The 18,696-nt window shown below is 64.3% G+C and carries 17 protein-coding genes; 9 read left to right on the top strand and 8 right to left on the bottom strand.

Going from position 1 to position 18,696, the window contains the following annotated elements:
* Positions 1–54: 54 nt before the first annotated feature.
* Positions 55–576 (bottom strand): lactoylglutathione lyase, encoded by a 522-nt coding sequence (gene gloA / locus KVG96_RS11570; protein WP_085583898.1) that lies wholly within the window; start codon positions 574–576, stop codon positions 55–57.
* Positions 577–716: 140 nt separating this feature from the next.
* Between gloA and KVG96_RS11565 the strand changes: the two genes are divergently transcribed.
* On the top strand, positions 717–1,235 hold the full coding sequence (locus KVG96_RS11565) for a DUF4946 domain-containing protein (RefSeq protein WP_217892186.1): 519 nt from the start codon (positions 717–719) through the stop codon (positions 1,233–1,235).
* Positions 1,236–1,441: 206 nt separating this feature from the next.
* On the opposite strand, the gene KVG96_RS11560 is transcribed toward KVG96_RS11565, so the two are convergent.
* From KVG96_RS11560 to KVG96_RS11550, 3 genes are all read right to left on the bottom strand, one after another.
* Positions 1,442–1,807 carry a histone-like nucleoid-structuring protein, MvaT/MvaU family gene (locus tag KVG96_RS11560; RefSeq protein ID WP_217892475.1) on the bottom strand — a complete coding sequence of 122 codons (366 nt, stop codon included), beginning with the start codon at positions 1,805–1,807 and terminating at the stop codon, positions 1,442–1,444.
* A gap of 234 nt (positions 1,808–2,041) precedes the next feature.
* The gene (locus tag KVG96_RS11555; RefSeq protein WP_217892185.1) at positions 2,042–3,577 is read right to left on the bottom strand and encodes an EAL domain-containing protein; all 1,536 of its coding nucleotides are present in this window, start codon (positions 3,575–3,577) and stop codon (positions 2,042–2,044) included.
* Positions 3,578–3,680: 103 nt separating this feature from the next.
* Positions 3,681–4,553, bottom strand: a complete 873-nt coding sequence (locus tag KVG96_RS11550) for a LysR family transcriptional regulator (protein WP_217892184.1) — start codon at positions 4,551–4,553, stop codon at positions 3,681–3,683.
* A 76-nt stretch (positions 4,554–4,629) separates the two neighbouring features.
* Here KVG96_RS11550 and KVG96_RS11545 point away from each other — a divergent pair, with 76 nt between their 5' ends.
* Both KVG96_RS11545 and hppD read left to right on the top strand, forming a co-directional pair.
* Positions 4,630–5,577, top strand: coding sequence for a DMT family transporter (locus tag KVG96_RS11545; protein ID WP_217892183.1), 948 nt, complete (start codon positions 4,630–4,632; stop codon positions 5,575–5,577).
* Positions 5,578–5,823: 246 nt separating this feature from the next.
* Positions 5,824–6,900, top strand: a complete 1,077-nt coding sequence (gene hppD / locus KVG96_RS11540; protein WP_217892181.1) for a 4-hydroxyphenylpyruvate dioxygenase — start codon at positions 5,824–5,826, stop codon at positions 6,898–6,900.
* 177 nt (positions 6,901–7,077) lie between these two features.
* Here hppD and rarD read toward each other — a convergent pair whose 3' ends face one another.
* The 3 genes from rarD to KVG96_RS11525 form a co-directional block, all read right to left on the bottom strand.
* Positions 7,078–7,959 carry an EamA family transporter RarD gene (rarD, locus tag KVG96_RS11535; protein ID WP_085633693.1) on the bottom strand — a complete coding sequence of 294 codons (882 nt, stop codon included), beginning with the start codon at positions 7,957–7,959 and terminating at the stop codon, positions 7,078–7,080.
* Positions 7,960–8,223: 264 nt separating this feature from the next.
* On the bottom strand, positions 8,224–9,237 hold the full coding sequence (locus KVG96_RS11530) for an aldo/keto reductase (RefSeq protein WP_217892180.1): 1,014 nt from the start codon (positions 9,235–9,237) through the stop codon (positions 8,224–8,226).
* 68 nt (positions 9,238–9,305) lie between these two features.
* Complete coding sequence (locus tag KVG96_RS11525; RefSeq protein ID WP_217892179.1) at positions 9,306–10,205, bottom strand: LysR family transcriptional regulator; 900 nt, start codon at positions 10,203–10,205, stop codon at positions 9,306–9,308.
* Positions 10,206–10,305: 100 nt separating this feature from the next.
* On the opposite strand from KVG96_RS11525, the gene KVG96_RS11520 reads away from it, so the two are divergent.
* Positions 10,306–11,019 (top strand): SDR family oxidoreductase, encoded by a 714-nt coding sequence (locus KVG96_RS11520; RefSeq protein WP_217892178.1) that lies wholly within the window; start codon positions 10,306–10,308, stop codon positions 11,017–11,019.
* The gene (locus KVG96_RS11515; RefSeq protein WP_217892177.1) at positions 11,016–11,381 is read left to right on the top strand and encodes a VOC family protein; all 366 of its coding nucleotides are present in this window, start codon (positions 11,016–11,018) and stop codon (positions 11,379–11,381) included. The genes KVG96_RS11520 and KVG96_RS11515 overlap by 4 nt, the downstream gene beginning before the upstream one ends.
* Before the next feature lie 86 nt (positions 11,382–11,467).
* Here the strand turns inward: KVG96_RS11515 and KVG96_RS11510 are convergent, their stop codons facing one another.
* Complete coding sequence (locus KVG96_RS11510) at positions 11,468–12,778, bottom strand: MFS transporter (protein WP_217892176.1); 1,311 nt, start codon at positions 12,776–12,778, stop codon at positions 11,468–11,470.
* 170 nt (positions 12,779–12,948) lie between these two features.
* On the opposite strand from KVG96_RS11510, the gene KVG96_RS11505 reads away from it, so the two are divergent.
* From KVG96_RS11505 to KVG96_RS11490, 4 genes are all read left to right on the top strand, one after another.
* On the top strand, positions 12,949–14,058 hold the full coding sequence (locus KVG96_RS11505; RefSeq protein WP_217892175.1) for a sugar diacid recognition domain-containing protein: 1,110 nt from the start codon (positions 12,949–12,951) through the stop codon (positions 14,056–14,058).
* 157 nt (positions 14,059–14,215) lie between these two features.
* A complete protein-coding gene (locus KVG96_RS11500; protein WP_217892174.1) occupies positions 14,216–15,358 on the top strand; it encodes a glycerate kinase in 1,143 nt (380 codons plus the stop codon).
* 230 nt (positions 15,359–15,588) lie between these two features.
* Positions 15,589–17,214 carry a methyl-accepting chemotaxis protein gene (locus tag KVG96_RS11495; protein WP_217892173.1) on the top strand — a complete coding sequence of 542 codons (1,626 nt, stop codon included), beginning with the start codon at positions 15,589–15,591 and terminating at the stop codon, positions 17,212–17,214.
* A gap of 41 nt (positions 17,215–17,255) precedes the next feature.
* Positions 17,256–18,443, top strand: coding sequence for a pyridoxal phosphate-dependent aminotransferase (locus KVG96_RS11490; RefSeq protein WP_217892172.1), 1,188 nt, complete (start codon positions 17,256–17,258; stop codon positions 18,441–18,443).
* The last annotated feature ends 253 nt before the right edge of the window (positions 18,444–18,696 follow it).

Below are 18,696 nucleotides of genomic sequence, written 5' to 3'. Positions count from 1 at the left end.
CAGAAACGACAAACCCCATGATCGCTCATGGGGTTTTTCGTTTTGGGGCGCTTTTTACAGCGGTGCCGGCTGGATGATTTCGACCCAGTAGCCGTCCGGATCCTTGATGAACGCCAGGCTTTTCATACGGCCGTCGGTCAGGCGCTTCTGGAAGTCGCAGCCCAGTTCCTCGAAGCGCTCGCAGGCGGCAACGATGTCCGGCACCGAGATGCAGATGTGGCCGAAACCGCGCGGGTCGGTGTTGCCGTTGTGGTAGGCGAAGTCCGCGTCGTTCTCGGTGCCGTGGTTGTGGGTCAGTTCCAGGATGCCGGGGATCGACTTCATCCATTCGGTGCGGGCCGCGGCGTCCGCCGGGATCTGCGCCTTGTCGACCAGCGCCAGGAAGTACAGGCTGAATTCGGCTTCCGGGAAGTCGCGCTTTTCAACCAGCGAGAAACCGAGCACGCGGGTGTAGAAGTCCAGCGACCGGGTGATGTCCTTTACGCGCAGCATGGTGTGGTTGAAGACGAAGTTGCGGGTTGCGCTGTCTGGGGTGGCGGTCACGCCGGGGAAAGTGTTCAGTTCGTGCAGGCTCATGGGCCCTCCGTGACGAATGGGGCGAGTGAATGGCGCAATGATACGCATGCCTTGGGACATCGCCAAACCTCACGTGCAGGCTTGCCCTGCCGCAGGGCGGGGCTCAGACTGCTCGGCTCAGTCTGCCGGTGTCTTTCGCAATGATCCGACCGTTCAAATCGCTGTTCGTTTTTCTTGGCTTGTCGTTGTGCGCCACCGGGGCAGTGGCCCAGGCGCCGGAGATCGCCTGGCCCGCCGGCTGGCAGGTTGAGGCCCTGCCTGACACATCGCCGCAGGTATCGCGTCAGCGCGGGGTGAAGACCGACGCCGAAGGGAATCAGGTGATGGTGATGGAGTTGACCATGACCCAGGTGGAAACCGGCCATCAAGTCAACCTGCAAGGGGTGCTGCTGGAGATGCGCAAAGCGGTGCAGAAGGATTTCTTCCAGGGCGGCTACCAGAGTGTGTGCAACAGGATCCACTCAGCCGTCCTGGGTTCGCTTTCCGCACTTGAGACCACCTGCACGGTCACCGAAAACGGCAGGCATGTGTTGTCGCAAACATTGGTCGCTGCGCTCGACGCTCAGAAGGCCTATGTACTTTCGTATGCCGGAGAGGCCGAGATGTTCAAACAGAGCACGGACGAAATAGCGTCGATACGAAACAGCTTGAAACTTTAAACCTGACCGGGCGGTCTGCACCGTTTTAGATACCCGAAAGCATTAAGCACAAAGATAACCGCGAGTCGGCCGGCAATATCCTGCTGCAAATTCATAGTGCGCCAGGCGCAAGGCCGATCAACTTTTCAGACGGGATTCGTTGCATTTGTTAAATATTGTCCACAAAAAAGCCCTGCATCGGCAGGGCTTTTTCTGTTGGCGCAAGATCAGCCGCGCAACCAGGAATCGACGGTGGCTGCCCCGTACTGTTCTTTCCAGGCTTTCAGGCCGCGGTGGTTGCCGCCTTTGGTCTCGATCAGTTCGCCGGTGTGCGGGTTTTGGTACACCTTGACCACGCGGGCGCGGCGGGTCTTGGGTGCTGCAGACACTTGCAGGCCGGATTTTGCCGGGTTCGGATCGAGGATGGCGATGATGTCCTTCAGGCCTTTGCCGTAGCTCTTCATCAGTCCCTGAAGCTTCTCTTCGAATTCGATTTCTTTCTTGAGCCCGGCATCGTTCTTCAGCGATTCCAGCTGCTTGAGCTGTTCCTGAAGGGCTTTTTCAGCTGCACGAAATTCAGCGAGTCTGGACAATATCGTTACTCCAATAGTGTGTTTGGCTGATACCAACCGCAAACAAAGCCTTCGGACGTCAGCCTTGAAGCGACTCGGTGATAATTGGCTCACCTGTCTATCTTGCAACAGGTAAGAAAAATTGTAGTAGTTAATGCCGCAAGAGTAAATCCTGACTTTTTCTTCATGTAACAATCGCGTTGTTTTGTTTCAAATTGGTGCGCCAGGCCACAGGGGGAAGGATGGGACGCCTAATTAACGGTGAGTTAATGCGTTAATGAAATCGGCCGCCGGCATGGGTTTGCCGTACAGGTAGCCTTGAAGGAAGTTGACGTGATGTAACGTCAGGTATTGGCTTTGCTCTTCGGTCTCCACGCCTTCGGCGACGATGCCCAGATCCAGCTTGGCGCACAGTTCGATGATGCTGTCCAGGATATGCCGCGACAAGGCGTCGAGGCCGATCATGGCGACGAAGCTCTGGTCGATCTTCAGGAAGTCGACGTTGAACGTGCGCAAGTAAGTCAGGCTCGAGTGGCCGGTGCCGAAGTCGTCGATGGCGATCTTCACCCCCGCTTCGCGCAATTCGCAGAAGAGGCGGTGGGTGATGTCGGTGGGCTCGATCAGTTCGCGTTCTGTGAGCTCCAGCACCAGATGGATGCTGCCCGGCTCGAACGCAGCGAGGAATTCACGGCAGTCCTGCACCAGTTCCAGGTTCTGGCAGTGGCGGGCGCTGATGTTGATGCCGATGTGGAAGGGCGTGACGAACGCAGGCGAAACCGGCCCCAGCAGGGCAGCGGTCTGCTGCATCAGTGAGCGGGTCATCGGCACGATCAGGCCTGAATGCTCGGCAAAGGGAATGAACAGGTCGGGGCGGACCAGGCCTTCTTTCGGGTGGTTCCAGCGCATCAGCACTTCGGTTCCCGACCATTGCTTGCTGTCGCCGTGGACCACCGGCTGGAAGTAGGGAATGAACTCTCCGGCCTCCAGTGCGCGGAGCATTTCATGGCTCGGTGATGTGGAGCGTTTCTGCACGATGTAGCCGATGGCGCCGGACACCGCGCCGAAAAAGATCAGCAGGCTGAACAAGGGCGGGTATTCGTCCGCCATGTAACGCCACACCTCGCCCTCGGGAAATCCTGCCGACACCGAAAAGGCATAGCGCGATGAGTTCAGCGTGCTTTGCGCCACCGGCAGCGGGGGGAGAGCGCCTTGGTGCACTTTGCCGTCGGCGGACAGCCAGTTGTTGCCCACTTGCAACAGCAACAGGGTCTGCCGTCCGATCAGGCGCAGGATGTTGCTCAGGTGATAGCCGTCCAGCGTGGTCAGTGCGCCGCTCCGGCCATCGCTCAGCCGATAGACCAGCAATGCGGTGTTGGGCGTCACCGGGTTGCCGTTCATGAGCCATAGCTTGCCCTGGGTGTAGTCGCCGGGGTTGACGGCCTCCTTGAAGTGGCCGAACAGCGAGCTGCAATAAAGGTTGTTGTCCCACACCAGGTTGGTCGAGCGGACAAAGGGGCGGCGGGTGACCTGTTCGCGCAGGGCCAGCTGCGCCGTGTCGCAAGGCTGGCCGGCCAGAGGCAGCAGTTCGCGGGCGGCCTGGGCCGTGTTGTCGAGCATCAGTTCGAACTGACGCAGCGCTTCGTCGGCGGTCTGCTCAGCGCTCTGGTGCAAGGTGCGCTCGGCCTGCAGATAAAGAATGGCGGTGCCCGACAGGATCGGCAGCAAGCCGCACAGCAAGGTCACGAGGATCCGGGTGCCAGGCTTGCGGCGGGATCGGGCGGTCAGCGGCATGGGCGCATCCTGTCGCGGGGGAGAGCCGTCCTTGAATGCAGGGCGTTCTCCGGAAAATGAGTTGTCAACGCCCATGATAGATGGCTGTCGGTGCCTGTGCCGTTCAAGGGTGATGGCGCCGGATCGCCGACTCTATGAAGGCGAGGGTGGCGGGTGACGCCTGGCGGCGATCCAGCACGGCCAGCCCCACCTGACGGCGCACGGCGGGGGACAACGGCCGTTTCACGTAGCGGGCGGCGGTGTCCGCAGGCAATGAACCTTCGGCCACGAGGCTGACCGCGTCGCCACGGCTGACGACGTCGAGCGTGCTCAACAGCTGCGAGCAGCGGTAACGGATGTTGGGGCTCAGGCGGGCCGCGCTGAACAGGCGCCAGACCAGTTCCGAAGAGCCGGCCTCGGTGAGCACGAACGGGTCGTCGCACAGATCCTTGAGGCTCACTTGCGCCCGTGTCGCCAACGGATGGCCGGCCGGGAGCAGGGCGACCATCCGGTCCTCGATCAGGGGAAACGTGTCGAAGCGCTCTTGCGGCAATACCACGAAACCGATGTCGATGCGTCGCTCCTCCAGCCACTGGATCACCTGCCGATCCGGCCCTTCTTCGATGTGCACCTCGATGCCCGGATGGGTCTGGCGGTACGCCTCAAGGATGCCCGGCAACAGCGTGACCGAAGAGGTCGGGCCGAACGAGCCGATGCGCAGCGTGCCGCGCTTCATCCCCCGGGCATCGGCGGCTTCCTGACGCAAAGTGTCGGCCAGCCCGAGCATGGCCCGGGCGCGCAGCAGCAGTTGTTCGCCGATGTCGCTGAGCTCCACTCGGGCGGTGTGCCGACGCAGCAGTTCGACGCCCAGTTCCTGCTCCAGCGACTTCATGGCATGGGACACCGCCGACTGCGAAATGCCCAGGCGATTGGCGGCGAGGGTGAACCCGCGCAGTTCGGCCACCCGCGAGAAGATTTCCAGTTGAGTCAGGGTCATGAGCTTTTACTCATTTTACGATGATGAACAATCGAACCAATGATACGGCATCCGTTCTCTTTGTCTCGGGAGTGTTATGTCCGGTTATGAGCAAACCCGTCCGGCGCCTTCGGACGTGCCGGTGTACGTGAACCTGGCGCTGGTCACCATGGTCTGGGGCGGCACCTGGGTGGCCGGTCGGCTGCTGGCCGGCCACCTGAGCCCGATGTTCGCCGCCAGCCTCAGGTTCCTGCTGGCCAGCGCGGCGCTGCTGGTCTTTGTGCGGCTGGCGCGGATTCCGCTGGCCCGGCCGAGCCGCCGGCAATGGCTGCAACTGGCAGTGCTGGGCTTCTTCGGGATCTTCTTCTATAACCTGTGCTTCTTTTACGGCCTGCAATACATCAACGCGTCGCGGGCTTCGCTGATCGTGGCGTTGAATCCGGCGGTGATCGGTCTGGCGTCCTGGCTGCTGTTCAAGGAACGGCTGGGGCGAATGAAAGTCCTCGGCATTGCGGTGTGCATCGCCGGCGCGGGGGCGGTGATCGTCAGCCGCGACCCGCAATCGCTGGCGGCATCGCCCGGGGCCTGGATCGGCGATCTGCTGATCTTCGGCTGCCTGCTGGGCTGGGGCGTGTATTCGCTGTTTTCCCGCAGCCTCAGCCGGAGCCTCGGTCCGGTGCAGACAGTGACGTACTCCATCCTGCTTGGCACAGGGATGTTGTGGGCGCTGGCGGCCCTGCGCGGCGAACTGGACTGGGCGGCGTTGGCCAACCTTGGCGCGCAGCAGTGGTGGAGCCTGACCTACCTCGGCGTGCTCGGTTCGGCGCTGGCCTACATCGGCTACTACGACGGCATCCGCAAGATCGGTGCGACGCGTGCCGGCGTGTTCATTGCCCTCAATCCGCTGACGGCGGTGATCCTCGGTGCCCTGTTGCTCGGCGAGCAATTGACGCCGGCCATGTGCCTGGGCGGGGCGTTGATCCTGGCGGGGATCTACCTGTGCAACAAACCCTTTGCAGCGGCGCGCAAAAGGCGGATTTTATAGAGAGGGCAGACAATCCGTTTTACGCTGTGTAGAATCCGGTTACGCATACAATAATAATCGTCTTCTGGCAGCAGAAGCCTCGCCCGCAAGAGCCTTGGGTCGACAATGAAGATATTCGGGTTACAACTGATCTACGGTGACTTCCTCGCCCGCAGTGTGCGCGGCGTCTCCTGTGCGCCGCCCCGCGGTCTCAGCATTACTGGCAACTAACTCTGGTTAATTGATAAGAATGATGAGGCGCCAACCATGGCAGATCTGTACGAAAACCCAATGGGCCTGATGGGCTTTGAATTCATCGAATTCGCGTCGCCGACGCCCGGCGTCCTGGAGCCGATCTTTGAGATCATGGGCTTCACCAAGGTCGCGACCCACCGCTCCAAGAACGTGCACCTGTACCGTCAGGGCGCGATCAACATGATCCTCAACAACGAACCCCACAGCGTCGCCTCGTACTTTGCCGCCGAGCACGGTCCTTCGGTGTGCGGCATGGCGTTCCGGGTCAAGGATTCGCAGAAGGCCTACAACCGTGCGCTGGAGCTCGGCGCCCAGCCGATCCACATCGAGACCGGCCCGATGGAGCTGAACCTGCCGGCGATCAAAGGCATCGGCGGCGCGCCGCTGTACCTGATCGACCGTTTCGGCGAAGGCAGCTCGATCTACGACATCGACTTCGTGTTCCTCGAAGGCGTCGACCGCCATCCGAAAGGCGCGGGCCTGAAGATCATCGACCACCTGACCCACAACGTGTACCGCGGCCGCATGGCCTACTGGGCGAACTTCTACGAGAAGCTGTTCAACTTCCGCGAGATCCGCTACTTCGACATCAAGGGCGAATACACCGGCCTGACCTCCAAGGCGATGACCGCGCCGGACGGCATGATCCGCATCCCGCTCAACGAAGAGTCGTCCAAGGGCGCCGGCCAGATCGAAGAGTTCCTGATGCAGTTCAACGGCGAGGGCATCCAGCACGTGGCGTTCCTCACCGACGACCTGGTCAAGACCTGGGACGCGCTGAAGAAGATCGGCATGCGCTTCATGACCGCGCCGCCGGACACCTACTACGAAATGCTCGAAGGCCGCCTGCCGAACCACGGCGAGCCGGTCGATCAACTGCAGGCACGGGGCATCCTGCTCGACGGTTCTTCGGAGCCGAACGACAAGCGCCTACTGCTGCAGATCTTCTCGGAAACCCTGATGGGCCCGGTGTTCTTCGAATTCATCCAGCGCAAGGGTGACGACGGTTTCGGCGAGGGCAACTTCAAGGCGCTGTTCGAGTCGATCGAGCGTGACCAGGTGCGTCGTGGCGTGCTGACCACCGAGTAAGCTTCGACCGATGCAAAAAAGCCCGGCCTGCAATCCTGCAGGCCGGGCTTTTTCATGCCTTCACATGCCCTTGTGGGAGAGAGCCTGCTGGCGATGGCGATCGTTCAGTCAATATCCATTCGAGTCTGAAGACGCCATCGCGAGCAGGCTCGCTCCTACAGGTCTCTGGTGCGGGGCTTATGGGCGGCGTTGGCGCATCAGGTGCTTGAAGCCTTCGAACACCAGCACCATCACCGCCATCCAGATCGGGATGTAGGTCAGCCATTCGCCGGACTTGATGCTTTCGCCCAGCAGCAGCGCCACACCCAGCAGCAGCACCGGCTCCACGTAGCTGAGCAGGCCGAACAGGCTGAACGGGAGCAGACGGCTGGCGATGATGTACACCACCAGCGCCGAGGCGCTGATCAGGCCGAGCAGGGGAATCAGCCAGGCCAGGGCCGGGTATTGGTCGAACACGCCGAAGCCTTGCTCGCCGCCCCGCACGAACCAGTAGGCCACGGGCAGCATCAGGGTCATGTCGACCCACAAGCCGCCGAGGTTGTCCGTTTTCAGGCGTTTGCGCAGCACGAAATACAGCGGATAGCCGACCACCACCACCAGCGTCGCCCAGGAGAAACCACCCACCTGATACAGCTCATTGAGCACGCCCAGGCTGGCGAAGAACACGGCGACCTTCTGCAGGTACGACAGGCTCTCGCCGTAAGCGATCCGGCCGGTCAGCACCATGGCCAGCGGCAGCAGGAAGTAGCCCAGCGACACATCGAGGCTGTAGCCGTTGAGCGGCGCCCACATGAACAGCCACAACTGCACGCCGAGCAGGGCGGACGACAGCGCCAGGCCGCCGATCAGCTTCGGCTGCCCGGCCAACCGGCGCAGCAGTTCCGCCACCCGACGCCATTCGCCGGACAGCAGCATGAACACGGTCATGCAGGGCACGGTCAGCAGCATCCGCCAACCGTAGATTTCCACGCCGCTCAGCGGGCTGAGCAACGAGGTGTAGAAATACATGACGGCAAACAGCGTCGAAGCCGTCACCGAGAGAGCGATACCTTTAGCCAAACTGTCCTCGCGGGTTGCAGGTCAAACGGGGCGCGCAGGATACGTGGTTTTTGTGCTGAATATTGCCCGAGTGCTCAATATTTCCCACATCGTGAAGATAAGCACAAAAACCGGGGGAGAGATTCCTTGATGTTGCCTTGCGGCGACCTGGCGGACGCCATCGCCAGCAGGCTGGTTCCCACCTTGTTTGCAGATGACCGCAGAACCCGCATTCACCCGAGTCCCTGTAGGAGACCGCCTGCTGGCGATGGCTTCAAACAGCCCTCAGGCCGAACGCGGCCGGCGTCCCGACACGAAATGGCTCACATCGTTGAACCCCGGCGTCGAGGCATGCCCAGGCGTGACCAGCGAATCGATGAACGCCTCGTCCTCGGCCGTGATCTTCACCGCCTGGGCCTTGGTGTAGGCATCCCATTGCGCTTCGGTACGCGGCCCGACAATCGCCGACGTTACCGCGCCGTTGTTCAGCACCCAGGCAATCGCAAACTCGACAATGCCGACCCCGCGCTCTTTGGTGTATTGCTGGATCTGCTGGGCAATGCGCAGCGACTCCACGCGCCATTCAGTCTCCAGAATCCGCTTGTCCTGGCGCCCGGCACGGCTGTTGGCATCCGGCGTTACGTCCGGCGCGTACTTGCCGCTGAGCACGCCACGGGCCAGCGGGCTGTAAGGCACCACGCCGAGGCCGTAAGTCTGGGCGGCGGTGATCTGCTCGGTTTCGGCCTGGCGGTTGACGATGTTGTACAGCGGCTGGCTGATCACCGGGCGGTCGACGCCGAGCTTGTCGGCGACGCGCACCACTTCGGCGATCCGCCAGCCCCGGTAGTTCGACAGGCCCCAGTAGCGGATCTTGCCCTGGCGGATCAGGTCGCCGATGGCCGAAACCGTCACTTCCAGCGGGGTGTTGTGGTCTTCGCGGTGCAGGTAATAGATGTCGAGGTAGTCGGTGCCGAGCCGGGTCAGGCTGGCCTCCAGGCCATTGAACAGGTGCTTGCGGCTCAAGCCGCTGCGGTTCGGCACGCCGTCCGCCGGGCCGAAGCCGACCTTGGTCGCCAGCACCCATTCGTGGCGACGGCGGGCGATGGCTTCGCCGACGATCTCTTCCGAGCGGCCGTTGGTGTAGACGTCGGCGGTGTCGATGAAGTTGATGCCCTGGTCCCAGGCCTTGTCGATGATGCGCAGCGAATCTTCCGCGCTGGTCTGCTCGCCGAACATCATCGTGCCCAGGGTGAGGGTGGACACCTGCAGCCCCGAGTGCCCCAAAGTGCGATAGCTCATGCCGAATTCCTTTTGCCGGTGGGAAAGCCTCCATCAAATACCAGAAGCCCCCGGCGCGGCAAAGTGAATTATCGGCTCAACGTTTTGCAGCGTTCGCGCAGGAACGCCAGCAGCACCTTGACCCGTTCCGACACCTGCACCCGGTGCGGGCACAGCAGATTGAACGGCACGCTTTCGCCTTGCCAGTCGTCGAACAGCGTCACCAGCCGGCCGGCGCGCACGTCGTCGGCCACGTCGAGCCAGGCCTTGTAGGCGACCCCGTGGCCGGCCAAGGCCCAGCGCCGGGCGACTTCGCCGTCGTCGCTCAAGTAGTCGCCGCGGACTTCGACCTCCAGGGTTTCGTCGCCGCGGCTGAAGCGCCAGATGTTGTACGGCCGACCGTTGCGCAGGTAGAGCAGAGCGCTGTGCCCGCTCAGTTCGCCGGGGTGTTGCGGCGAACCGTGGCGCTCCACGTAGGCGGGACTGGCGCAGGCCACGCGACGATGGTCGGGCAGGATCGGCAACGCCACCAGCGTCGAATCGCTGGGCACGCCGAAGCGCAGCGCCACGTCCACCGTCTCGCGAAACAGATCCGCGTGACGGTCGTTGAGCAGCAACTGCAACTGGATGTGCGGATGTTCGCGCTTGAAGTCATCCAGCCACGGCAACAGCACATTGCGCCCGAAGTCCGACGGCGCCGCCAGTTGCAGGACGCCGCTCAAGCCTTCGGTCTGCTGCTTGAGCGCCTGCTCGCCCTCGGCCAGCGTGGCCAGGGCCAGGCGCACGCTGTCCAGATAGCGCCGGCCTTCTTCGGTCAGGCGCATGCTGCGGGTGGAACGGGCGAACAGGCGAATGCCCAGGCGCGTCTCCAGGCGCTTCAGCGCGATGCTGGCGGCCGCCGGGGTGAGCTCCAGTGTCCGGGCCGCGGCGGAAATGCTGCCCGAGTCGGCGGTGCGGACGAAGATCTCCAGATCGAGTATCGAGCTCATTGGTAAAAATCCTTTAAAGATCCTTCCGATTTACCGGGATTTTTCTTCGATTGGCAACCCGTGAATATGGAATCTCCTAAAGCCCAGCGGAGCCACTGTCATGAAACCACTCGAATCTTCCTTGCGCGGCCAGACCGTCGTCGTCATCGGCGGCAGCAGCGGCATCGGTGCCGCCGTCGCGTCCGGCGCCGCCGCGCGCGGCGCCTGTGTCTACGCAGTCGGCCGACGGACCGATGCCGGCGGCACCGGCGATGTCCGTCAGGCGTCCGCCGACATCACCGATGACGCGTCGTTGCGCCAATTGTTCGAACGCATCGGCGCCTTCGATCATCTGGTGATCACCGCAGGCCCGAACGTCGGCGCCAAGCCCCTGGCCGACAGTGACCTGCTGCTCGCGCAACAGGCGTTCGACGTGAAGTTCTGGGGCGCGGTGCGTTCGATCCAGCAAGCGCTGCCGTACCTGAGCGAGCGGGGCAGCATCACCCTGACGTCCGGTCTGCTGTCGCGCAAGTTCGTGGCCGGGCAGTTCGTCAAGACCACCCTGAACGCAGCGCTTGAGGCGCTGGCCAAACAGTTGGCCAAGGAGCTGGCGCCGCGCCGGGTCAACGTGGTCAGCCCCGGCGTGACCGACACCGAAGCCTACGCCGGCATGGACGAAAGCCAACGTGCGGCGATGTTCGCACGCACCTCGGCGGCATTGCCGGTGGGCCGGATCGGCACGCCGCAGGACCTGGCCGCCGCGTTCATGCTGGCGATGGAAAACGGCTTCATCAGCGGCAGCATCATCGACGTCGACGGAGGCGGATTGTTATGACCTGGCATTTCGATCACCTGGCGTTCAGCACGCCGGACGGACAAGCGGTGCAAGACGCCTTCGATAAATTGTTGGGACTGAAGCCGGGGAGGCGGCCACCGTTCCCGTTTCCTGGCCGCTGGCTGTACCAGGATGCCCAGGCGGTGGTGCATGTGATCGAGCAGCCTTCGCGGGAGGAAACGGCGCTGAGCCACATTGCCTTTCGCACCGATGACGACGCGGCGCTCGTGCTCAAACGAGTGCAGGCCAGCGGTTTGCCGTATCAGGTGGCGCAGGTGCCGGAGGACGGGATCTGGCAGATTTTTGTGCAGATGCCCGGCGGGCTGGTGATCGAGTTGGATGCGAAAGCGGGGGTTGCTTGAGTGCGTGATGGCGGCTCTGTCTCCCAAAGGCGATGGTTCGCCCATGAAAAACGGCCCGAAAGGGCCGTTTGCGCATCGCTCGCGGATTACGCCCGCAACGTGCGCGTCATGCGCAGCGCCAGCAGGCTGCCGCCGACGATCACGGCCGCCAGCAGGTACAGCGCCGCGTCGGTCGAGCCGGTGCTGTCCTTGACCCAGCCCACCAGGTACGGGCTCAGGAAGCCAGCCATCTGGCCCATGGAGTTGATCAACGCCAGGCCGCCCGCCGCCGCGCCGGCGCTGAGCATCGCCGTGGGCACCGGCCAGAACATCGGCAGGCCCGTGAGGGCGCCCATGGTGGCGAGGGTCAGGCCGAGGATGGCGAGGGTCGGGTTGGCGGCGAAGTTCACCGCGATCAGCAGGCCGGCCGCCCCCATCAGCATCGGCACCACCAGGTGCCAGCGGCGTTCCTTGCGCAGGTCCGCCGAGCGGCCGACCACCAGCATGAACAGCGCGGCCAGCAGGTACGGGATCGCGCTCAGCCAGCCGATCACCAGGTTGTCGCTGAAGCCCAGGTTCTTGATGATCGACGGCAGCCAGAAGTTGATCGCGTACACGCCGCTCTGGATGCAGAAGTAGATCAGGCCGAACGCCCAGATCGCCGGGTTCTTGAACACTTCGGCCAACGAGTCGGAGGCGGTCTTCGGCTTGTTCGCCAGGTCTTCGGCCTGGTCGGCCTCCAGTACCTTGCGCTCCTGGGGGCTCAGCCACTTGGCGTTGGCGAAGCTGTCGCTGAGCAGGAAGTACGCGAGCACCCCCAGCACCACGGTCGGAATGCCCTGCAGCAGGAACATCCACTGCCACCCGGCCAGGCCGCCCTGGCCTGCGGCGAAGTGGTTGAGGATCCAGCCGGAGAACGGGCTGCCGAGCAGGCCCGACACCGGGATCGCCGACATGAACAGCGCCATGATCCGCCCGCGGCGGAACGTCGGGAACCACTGCGAGAGGTACAGCACCACGCCGGGGAAGAACCCGGCTTCGGCGGCGCCGGTGAACAGGCGCAGGGTGTAGAACTGGGTCGGGGTGGTGACGAACAGCAGGCAAGTCGACAGCGTGCCCCAGGTGATCATCATCAGGGCGATCCAGCGCCGCGGGCCGAACCTGGTCAGCGCCAGGTTGCTCGGCACGCCGCACAGCACGTAGCCGATGAAGAAGATCCCGGCGCCGAGGCCGTAGACGGTTTCGCTGAATTTCAGCGCGTCGAGCATCTGCAGCTTGGCGAAGCCGACGTTCACCCGGTCGAGGTAGTTGAACAGGTAGCAGATGAAGATGAAGGGGATCAAACGCAGGGTGATGCGTTTGTAGACGGCATTTTTGTCGTCAGCGATGGCCTGGACAGCTGCGGCGCTCTGTGACATGGCGACTCTCTCTTTATTATGATTTTTTGCGATGCAAGGGTAACGTTGATCGCCCTGAGAGTCTCGGCCACCTTTGGCCGGATTGTCTTTGTGCCTGAGCACAGGGTTTGTCGCCGGACCCTGTGCGGGTGAACAACCGTCCGCGCCCGTTTTCAAGGATTTTGCCCACTATGTTCGAACTCGATCACGACCTTGCGCAGGACATCGTCGACCGGGCCATGGCCATTCTGCCCTACAACGTCAATGTCATGGACAGCCAGGGGCTGATCCTGGGCAGCGGCGAGCCGGAGCGCATCAACACCCGCCACGAAGGCGCGCAACTGGTGCTGGCCAACGGTCGGGTGGTGGAGATCGACGCCCAGACCGCCGTGCACCTCAAGGGCGTGCAGCCGGGGATCAACCTGCCGTTGATGCTCGACGGCCGGCTGATCGGCGTGCTCGGCATCACCGGCGAGCCGGAGCCATTGCGCACCTACGCCGAGCTGGTGCGCATGACCGCCGAAATGCTGGTGGCCCAGCGTAACCAGCAGGCCGAGCAACAATGGCGGCGCCAGCGCTGCGATGACCTGCTGGCGCTGCTGCTGAGCGAGGCGGGGGATTCGCCGCGGCTGGTGGACGAAGCGCAGCAGCTGGGGCTCAAACCGCAGTTGACGCGGGTGCCGTACCTGTTCGAGCTGGGCCTGGAGCAAGGCGCAGGGCAAACGGTCGAAGCCCTCGGGGCCTGGCTGATGTCGCGCTACCCGGACAGCTGGTGCGTGAGCTCGGCCAAGTCGTCGTTGCTGTGGTGCCGGCCGGCAGGTCAGGCCCTGGAGCATGACCGCTTGCTGGAAAAGCTCGACGGGCAGGGCTGGAACATTCTGCGCATCGCCGTGGGCGGGCAGGCCGACGGGCTGGCGGGGCTGCGCCGGTGCTATCGGCGGGTCGGCGATCTGCTGGCCTACGGACGCGAAGTGCTGCCGAATGCGCGGCTGCTCAAGCTCGACCGCTACCGCCTGCCGGTGATGCTCTGGCGGCACCGCAACGACGACGCCCTCGATGAACTGCTCAAGCCTTTGCGCAAGGTGATCGCCAAAGACAGCAACGGCCAGTTGCTGGCGACGCTGCGCAGCTGGTGCGAGCACGACGGCCAAAGCCAGGCCTGCGCCGATGCGCTGGGCATCCACCGCAACAGCCTGCGATACCGAATGGAGCGGATCGCCGAACTGAGCGCAGTGGATCCGCTGCGGCTGGACGGGATGCTGGCGCTGTACCTGGGGGTGCAACTGCTGCCGCAGGGCTGAAGTGCCCCGCGGGCGCACCGCAGCTCCCGCAATGTCATTCGCAGCCCCCCGGTTTTGTGGAAATGAACAATAAACGCTCCCGCCGCTTGTGCAGCGGACAGGCGTCAAGGGCCATGGCGGCTGGCAGCATGGACGCCATTGGAACTGGAGAATTCGCATGAAGATCGTCATCGCACCCGATTCGTTCAAGGACAGCCTGAGCGCCCAAGGCGTGGCCGAGGCCATTGCGTCGGGCCTGGCGCAGGTCTGGCCTGAGGCGACGCTGGTCAAGTGCCCCATGGCCGACGGCGGCGAGGGGACGGTGGAGTCGATCCTGGCCGCCTGCGAAGGCGAACTGCGCCACACCCGGGTGCGCGGCCCGTTGGGGGCGCCGGTCGACGCGGCCTGGGGCTGGCTGGCGCACAACCGCACCGCGATCATCGAAATGGCCGAGGCCAGCGGCCTGCAACGGGTGCCGCCGGGTCAGCGCGACGCCTGCGTCAGCAGCACGTTCGGCACCGGCGAGCTGATCCGTGCGGCACTGGACGCCGGGGCGCAACGGGTGATCCTGGCCATCGGCGGCAGCGCCACCAACGACGGCGGCGCCGGGGCGATGCAGGCGTTGGGCGTGAACCTGCGCGATGCCCAAGGTCAAGCGCTGGCGCCGGGCGGCCTCGCCCTGGCGCAGTTGGCGCAACTGGACATCGGCGGGCTGGATCCGCGTCTGGCGCAGGTGCGTTTCGACATCGCCGCCGACGTCAACAACCCGCTGTGCGGCCCCCACGGCGCCTCGGCGATCTTCGGCCCGCAGAAGGGCGCCTCGCCGGCCCAGGTGCAACAGCTGGATCAAGCCCTTGGGCATTTTGCCGACCTCTGTGCCCGAGCACTGGGCAAAGAAGTGCGCGACGAGCCCGGCAGCGGCGCGGCAGGCGGCCTGGGGTTTGCGGCCAAGGCGTTTCTCGGCGCGCGCTTCCAGGCAGGCGTCGAGGTGGTGGCGGAGCTGGTGGGCCTGGCGGACGCCGTGCAGGGCGCGGATCTGGTCATCACCGGGGAAGGGCGCTTCGATGCCCAGACCCTGCGCGGCAAGACGCCGTTCGGCGTGGCGCGCATCGCCCGTCAGCACGGCGTGCCGGTGATCGTCATCGCCGGGACCTTGGGCGAAGGCTATCAGGCCCTCTACGACCACGGCATCGACGCCGCCTTCGCCGTGACCGGCGGGCCGATGACGCTGGAGCAAGCCTGCGCCGAAGCGCCGCGCCTGCTGCGCGAGCGGGCCTGCGACATCGCGCGGGTGTGGCGACTGGCCCAGCGCAACGTTTGATCACCTGAAACCTGTGGTGAGGCAGCAAGCTTTCTCACCACAGGCGGTGTTTCATTGCTGCAACACTTTGAAAAATATTTCATCCTCGCCCGAAAAATTCCTCAAGCCTGGCCGATACAACGGTCAGGCGCACAAAGACTCCTTTGAACAGTGGCGCCGCACCGGATCCGACCACGGGCCAGTGATAAGCGCAAGGACGCTCGCCGTTACCCTCATTCGAGAGTGCTCCTATGTCTTTGCGTAATCTGAACATCGCGCCCCGTGCCTTCTTAGGTTTTGCCTTCATTGCCCTGCTGGTGATCGTGCTCGGCGTATTCGCCGTCAACCGCATGTCGATCATCCGCCAGGCCTCCATCGACATGGAAAGCACGCAACTGCCCAGCGTGACCCAATTGGCCGTGGTGACGGAAAACGTCCTGCGCCTGCGCATCCTGTCGTTCCGTATCTTGGTCAACCGCGATCCGGCCGGCCTGCAAGAGGCCCAGACCCGCATCGGTGTGCTGGTCGACAAGGTGCGCACCGCCCAGGCCGCCTACGCGGCGTTGCCGGCCGGCGCCGAGGAGCGTGCGCTGTATCAGTCGTTCGCGACCACCCTGGACAACTACCTGCAAGCGCAGAACCAGATGATGGACCTGTCGCGCCAAGACAAAGTCGATGAGATGCGCACCCTGATCAACACCCGGATCAAGGACGGCACCGACCTGATGGGCGAGCAGCTCAACAAACTGATCGCGATCAACGCCGCCGATGCGAAGACCGCCTCCGTCCAGGCCGGCGAGCACTACGGCAGCGCCATCACCGGGATCATCGTCGTCGCGCTGATCGCCGCCGTGGCCACCGTGCTGCTGGCCCTGCTGCTGACCCGCAGCATCGTCACGCCGCTGAACCGTGCGGTGACGGCGGCGCAGACCATCGCCGGCGGCAACCTGACCAAAGCCATCGAAGTCGACGGCAAGGACGAACCGGCGCGCCTGCTCGAAGCGCTGGCGCAGATGCAGGCCAACCTGCGCAAGACCATCGAACAGATCGCCGGCTCCGCCACGCAGTTGGGTGCCGCCGCCGAGGAGCTGAGCGCGGTGACCGAAGAGGCCTCCCGTGGCCTGCAGCAGCAGAACGACGAAATCGAACAGGCCGCCACCGCCGTCAACGAAATGACCGCCGCCGTGGAAGAAGTGGCGCGCAACGCCGTGTCCACCTCCGAAGCCTCGAACCAGTCCACCCACGCCGCCCGTGAAGGCCGCGACCAGGTGGTGAAGACCGTCGATGCGATCCAGACCATGACCCACGACGTGCAGAACACCGCGCAGATGATCGAAGGCCTGGCCGCCCAGGGCCGCGACATCGGCAAGGTGCTGGACGTGATCCGCGCCATCGCCGAGCAGACCAACCTGCTGGCGCTCAACGCCGCCATCGAAGCGGCCCGTGCCGGCGAGGCCGGACGCGGCTTTGCGGTGGTGGCGGACGAAGTGCGGGCCTTGGCCCACCGCACCGCGCAATCGACCCAGGAAATCGAGAAAATGGTCGCCGGCATCCAGAACGGCACCGGCGAGGCGGTCGAGTCGATGCAGCAGAGCAACCAGCGCACCCAGTCCACCCTGGAAATGGCCCGCGCCGCCGGTATCGCCCTGGAGCAGATCACCCAGTCGATCCATCAGATCAACGAACGCAACCTGGTCATCGCCAGCGCGTCGGAAGAGCAGGCGCAGGTCTCGCGGGAAGTGGACCGCAACCTGGTCAACATCCGCGACCTGGCCACCCAGTCGGCCGCAGGGGCCAACCAGACGAGCGCCGCGACCCACGAACTGTCGCGTCTGGCGGTGGATTTGAACGCCATGGTGGCGCGTTTTGTGATTTGAGATACGGTGAAGGCTGGAGACCGCGCAACCAGGAGACGTACATGCGCTATTCAGCCTTGACCCAACGGATCGCCGGGGAGGGAGCAGCGGCCTGGCGGATTCACGACCGGGCGCTGGAGTTGCGCGCCGAAGGCGTCGATGTCCTGCTGCTGACCGTGGGCGATCCGGATTTCGACACGCCGCTGCCGATCATCCACGGCGCCATCGACAGCCTGCTGGCCGGCGATACGCACTACTCGGAGGTGCGCGGCCAGCACGCCCTGCGCACCCTGATCGCCCGGCGCCACCAGCGGCGCAGCGGCCAGGCGGTGGACGCCGACCACGTGATCGTCATGCCCGGCGCGCAATGCGCCGTGTATTCGGTGGCGCAGTGCTTGCTCGACCCGGGCGACGAGGTGATCGTCGCCGAACCGATGTACGTCACCTACGAAGGCGTGTTCGGCGCCTGCGGGGCGACGGTGGTGCCGGTGCCGGTGCGGCCCGAGAACGGCTTTCGCGTCGATCCGGCGGACGTCGCGGCGCGGATCACCGCCAAGACCCGCGCCATGCTGCTCAACAGCCCCAACAACCCCTCGGGCGCCAGCCTGCCGCTGCTGGTCTGGCAGGAACTGGCGGCGCTGTGCATCCGCCATGACCTGTGGCTGATCAGCGACGAGGTGTACAGCGAACTTTTGTACGAGGGCGAGCATGTCAGCCCGGCGAGCCTGCCGGGCATGGCCGAGCGCACGGCCACGGTCAACAGCCTGTCCAAGTCCCACGCCATGACCGGCTGGCGCATCGGCTGGATGATCGGGCCCAAGACCTTGGCCGGGCATTTGGTCAACCTGTCCTTGAGCATGCTGTTCGGCTTGCCGGACTTCGTGCAGAAAGCGGCGCAGGTGGCGCTGGAGAAGGATCTGCCGGAGGTGACCCGGATGCGCGAGGAATACCGTCTGCGCCGGGACCTGGTGTGCGACCGTCTGCGCGGTTGCCCGGGCCTGCACCCGGTGCGCCCCGACGGCGGGATGTTCGTGATGGTCGATGTGCGCCAGACCGGGCTCGGCGCCCAGGCGTTCGCCGAGCGGCTGCTGGAGGGTTACGGGGTGTCGGTGCTCGCCGGGGAGGCCTTCGGGCCCAGCGCGGCGGGGCACATCCGCATCGGGCTGGTGGTGGACCGGGTGAAGCTGGCTGATGCCTGCGCGCGGATCGCCCTGTGCGCGGCGCAGCTGTTGCAGGCGCGCACGGCCTGACAGTTATGTGGAGGCTGTCCGGCCCCATCGCTTGCAGGCAAGCTCCTACAGGTTTTGGGGTGGCCGCCGATGCTGTGTACAGCCGCGATACCTGTAGGAGCCAGCCTGCTGGCGATGGCGGCGGGTCAGGCAACAGAGAGGCCGACAGTGCCGGCCCCATCGCTTGCAGGCAAGCTCCTACAGGTTTTGGTGTGGCCGCCGATGCTGTGTACAGCCGCGATACCTGTAGGAGCCAGCCTGCTGGCGATGGCGA

The sequence above is a fragment of the Pseudomonas ekonensis genome (assembly GCF_019145435.1).
Classification (GTDB): Bacteria; Pseudomonadota; Gammaproteobacteria; order Pseudomonadales; family Pseudomonadaceae; genus Aquipseudomonas; species Aquipseudomonas ekonensis.
This window is presented reverse-complemented; position numbering and strand designations above follow the sequence as displayed.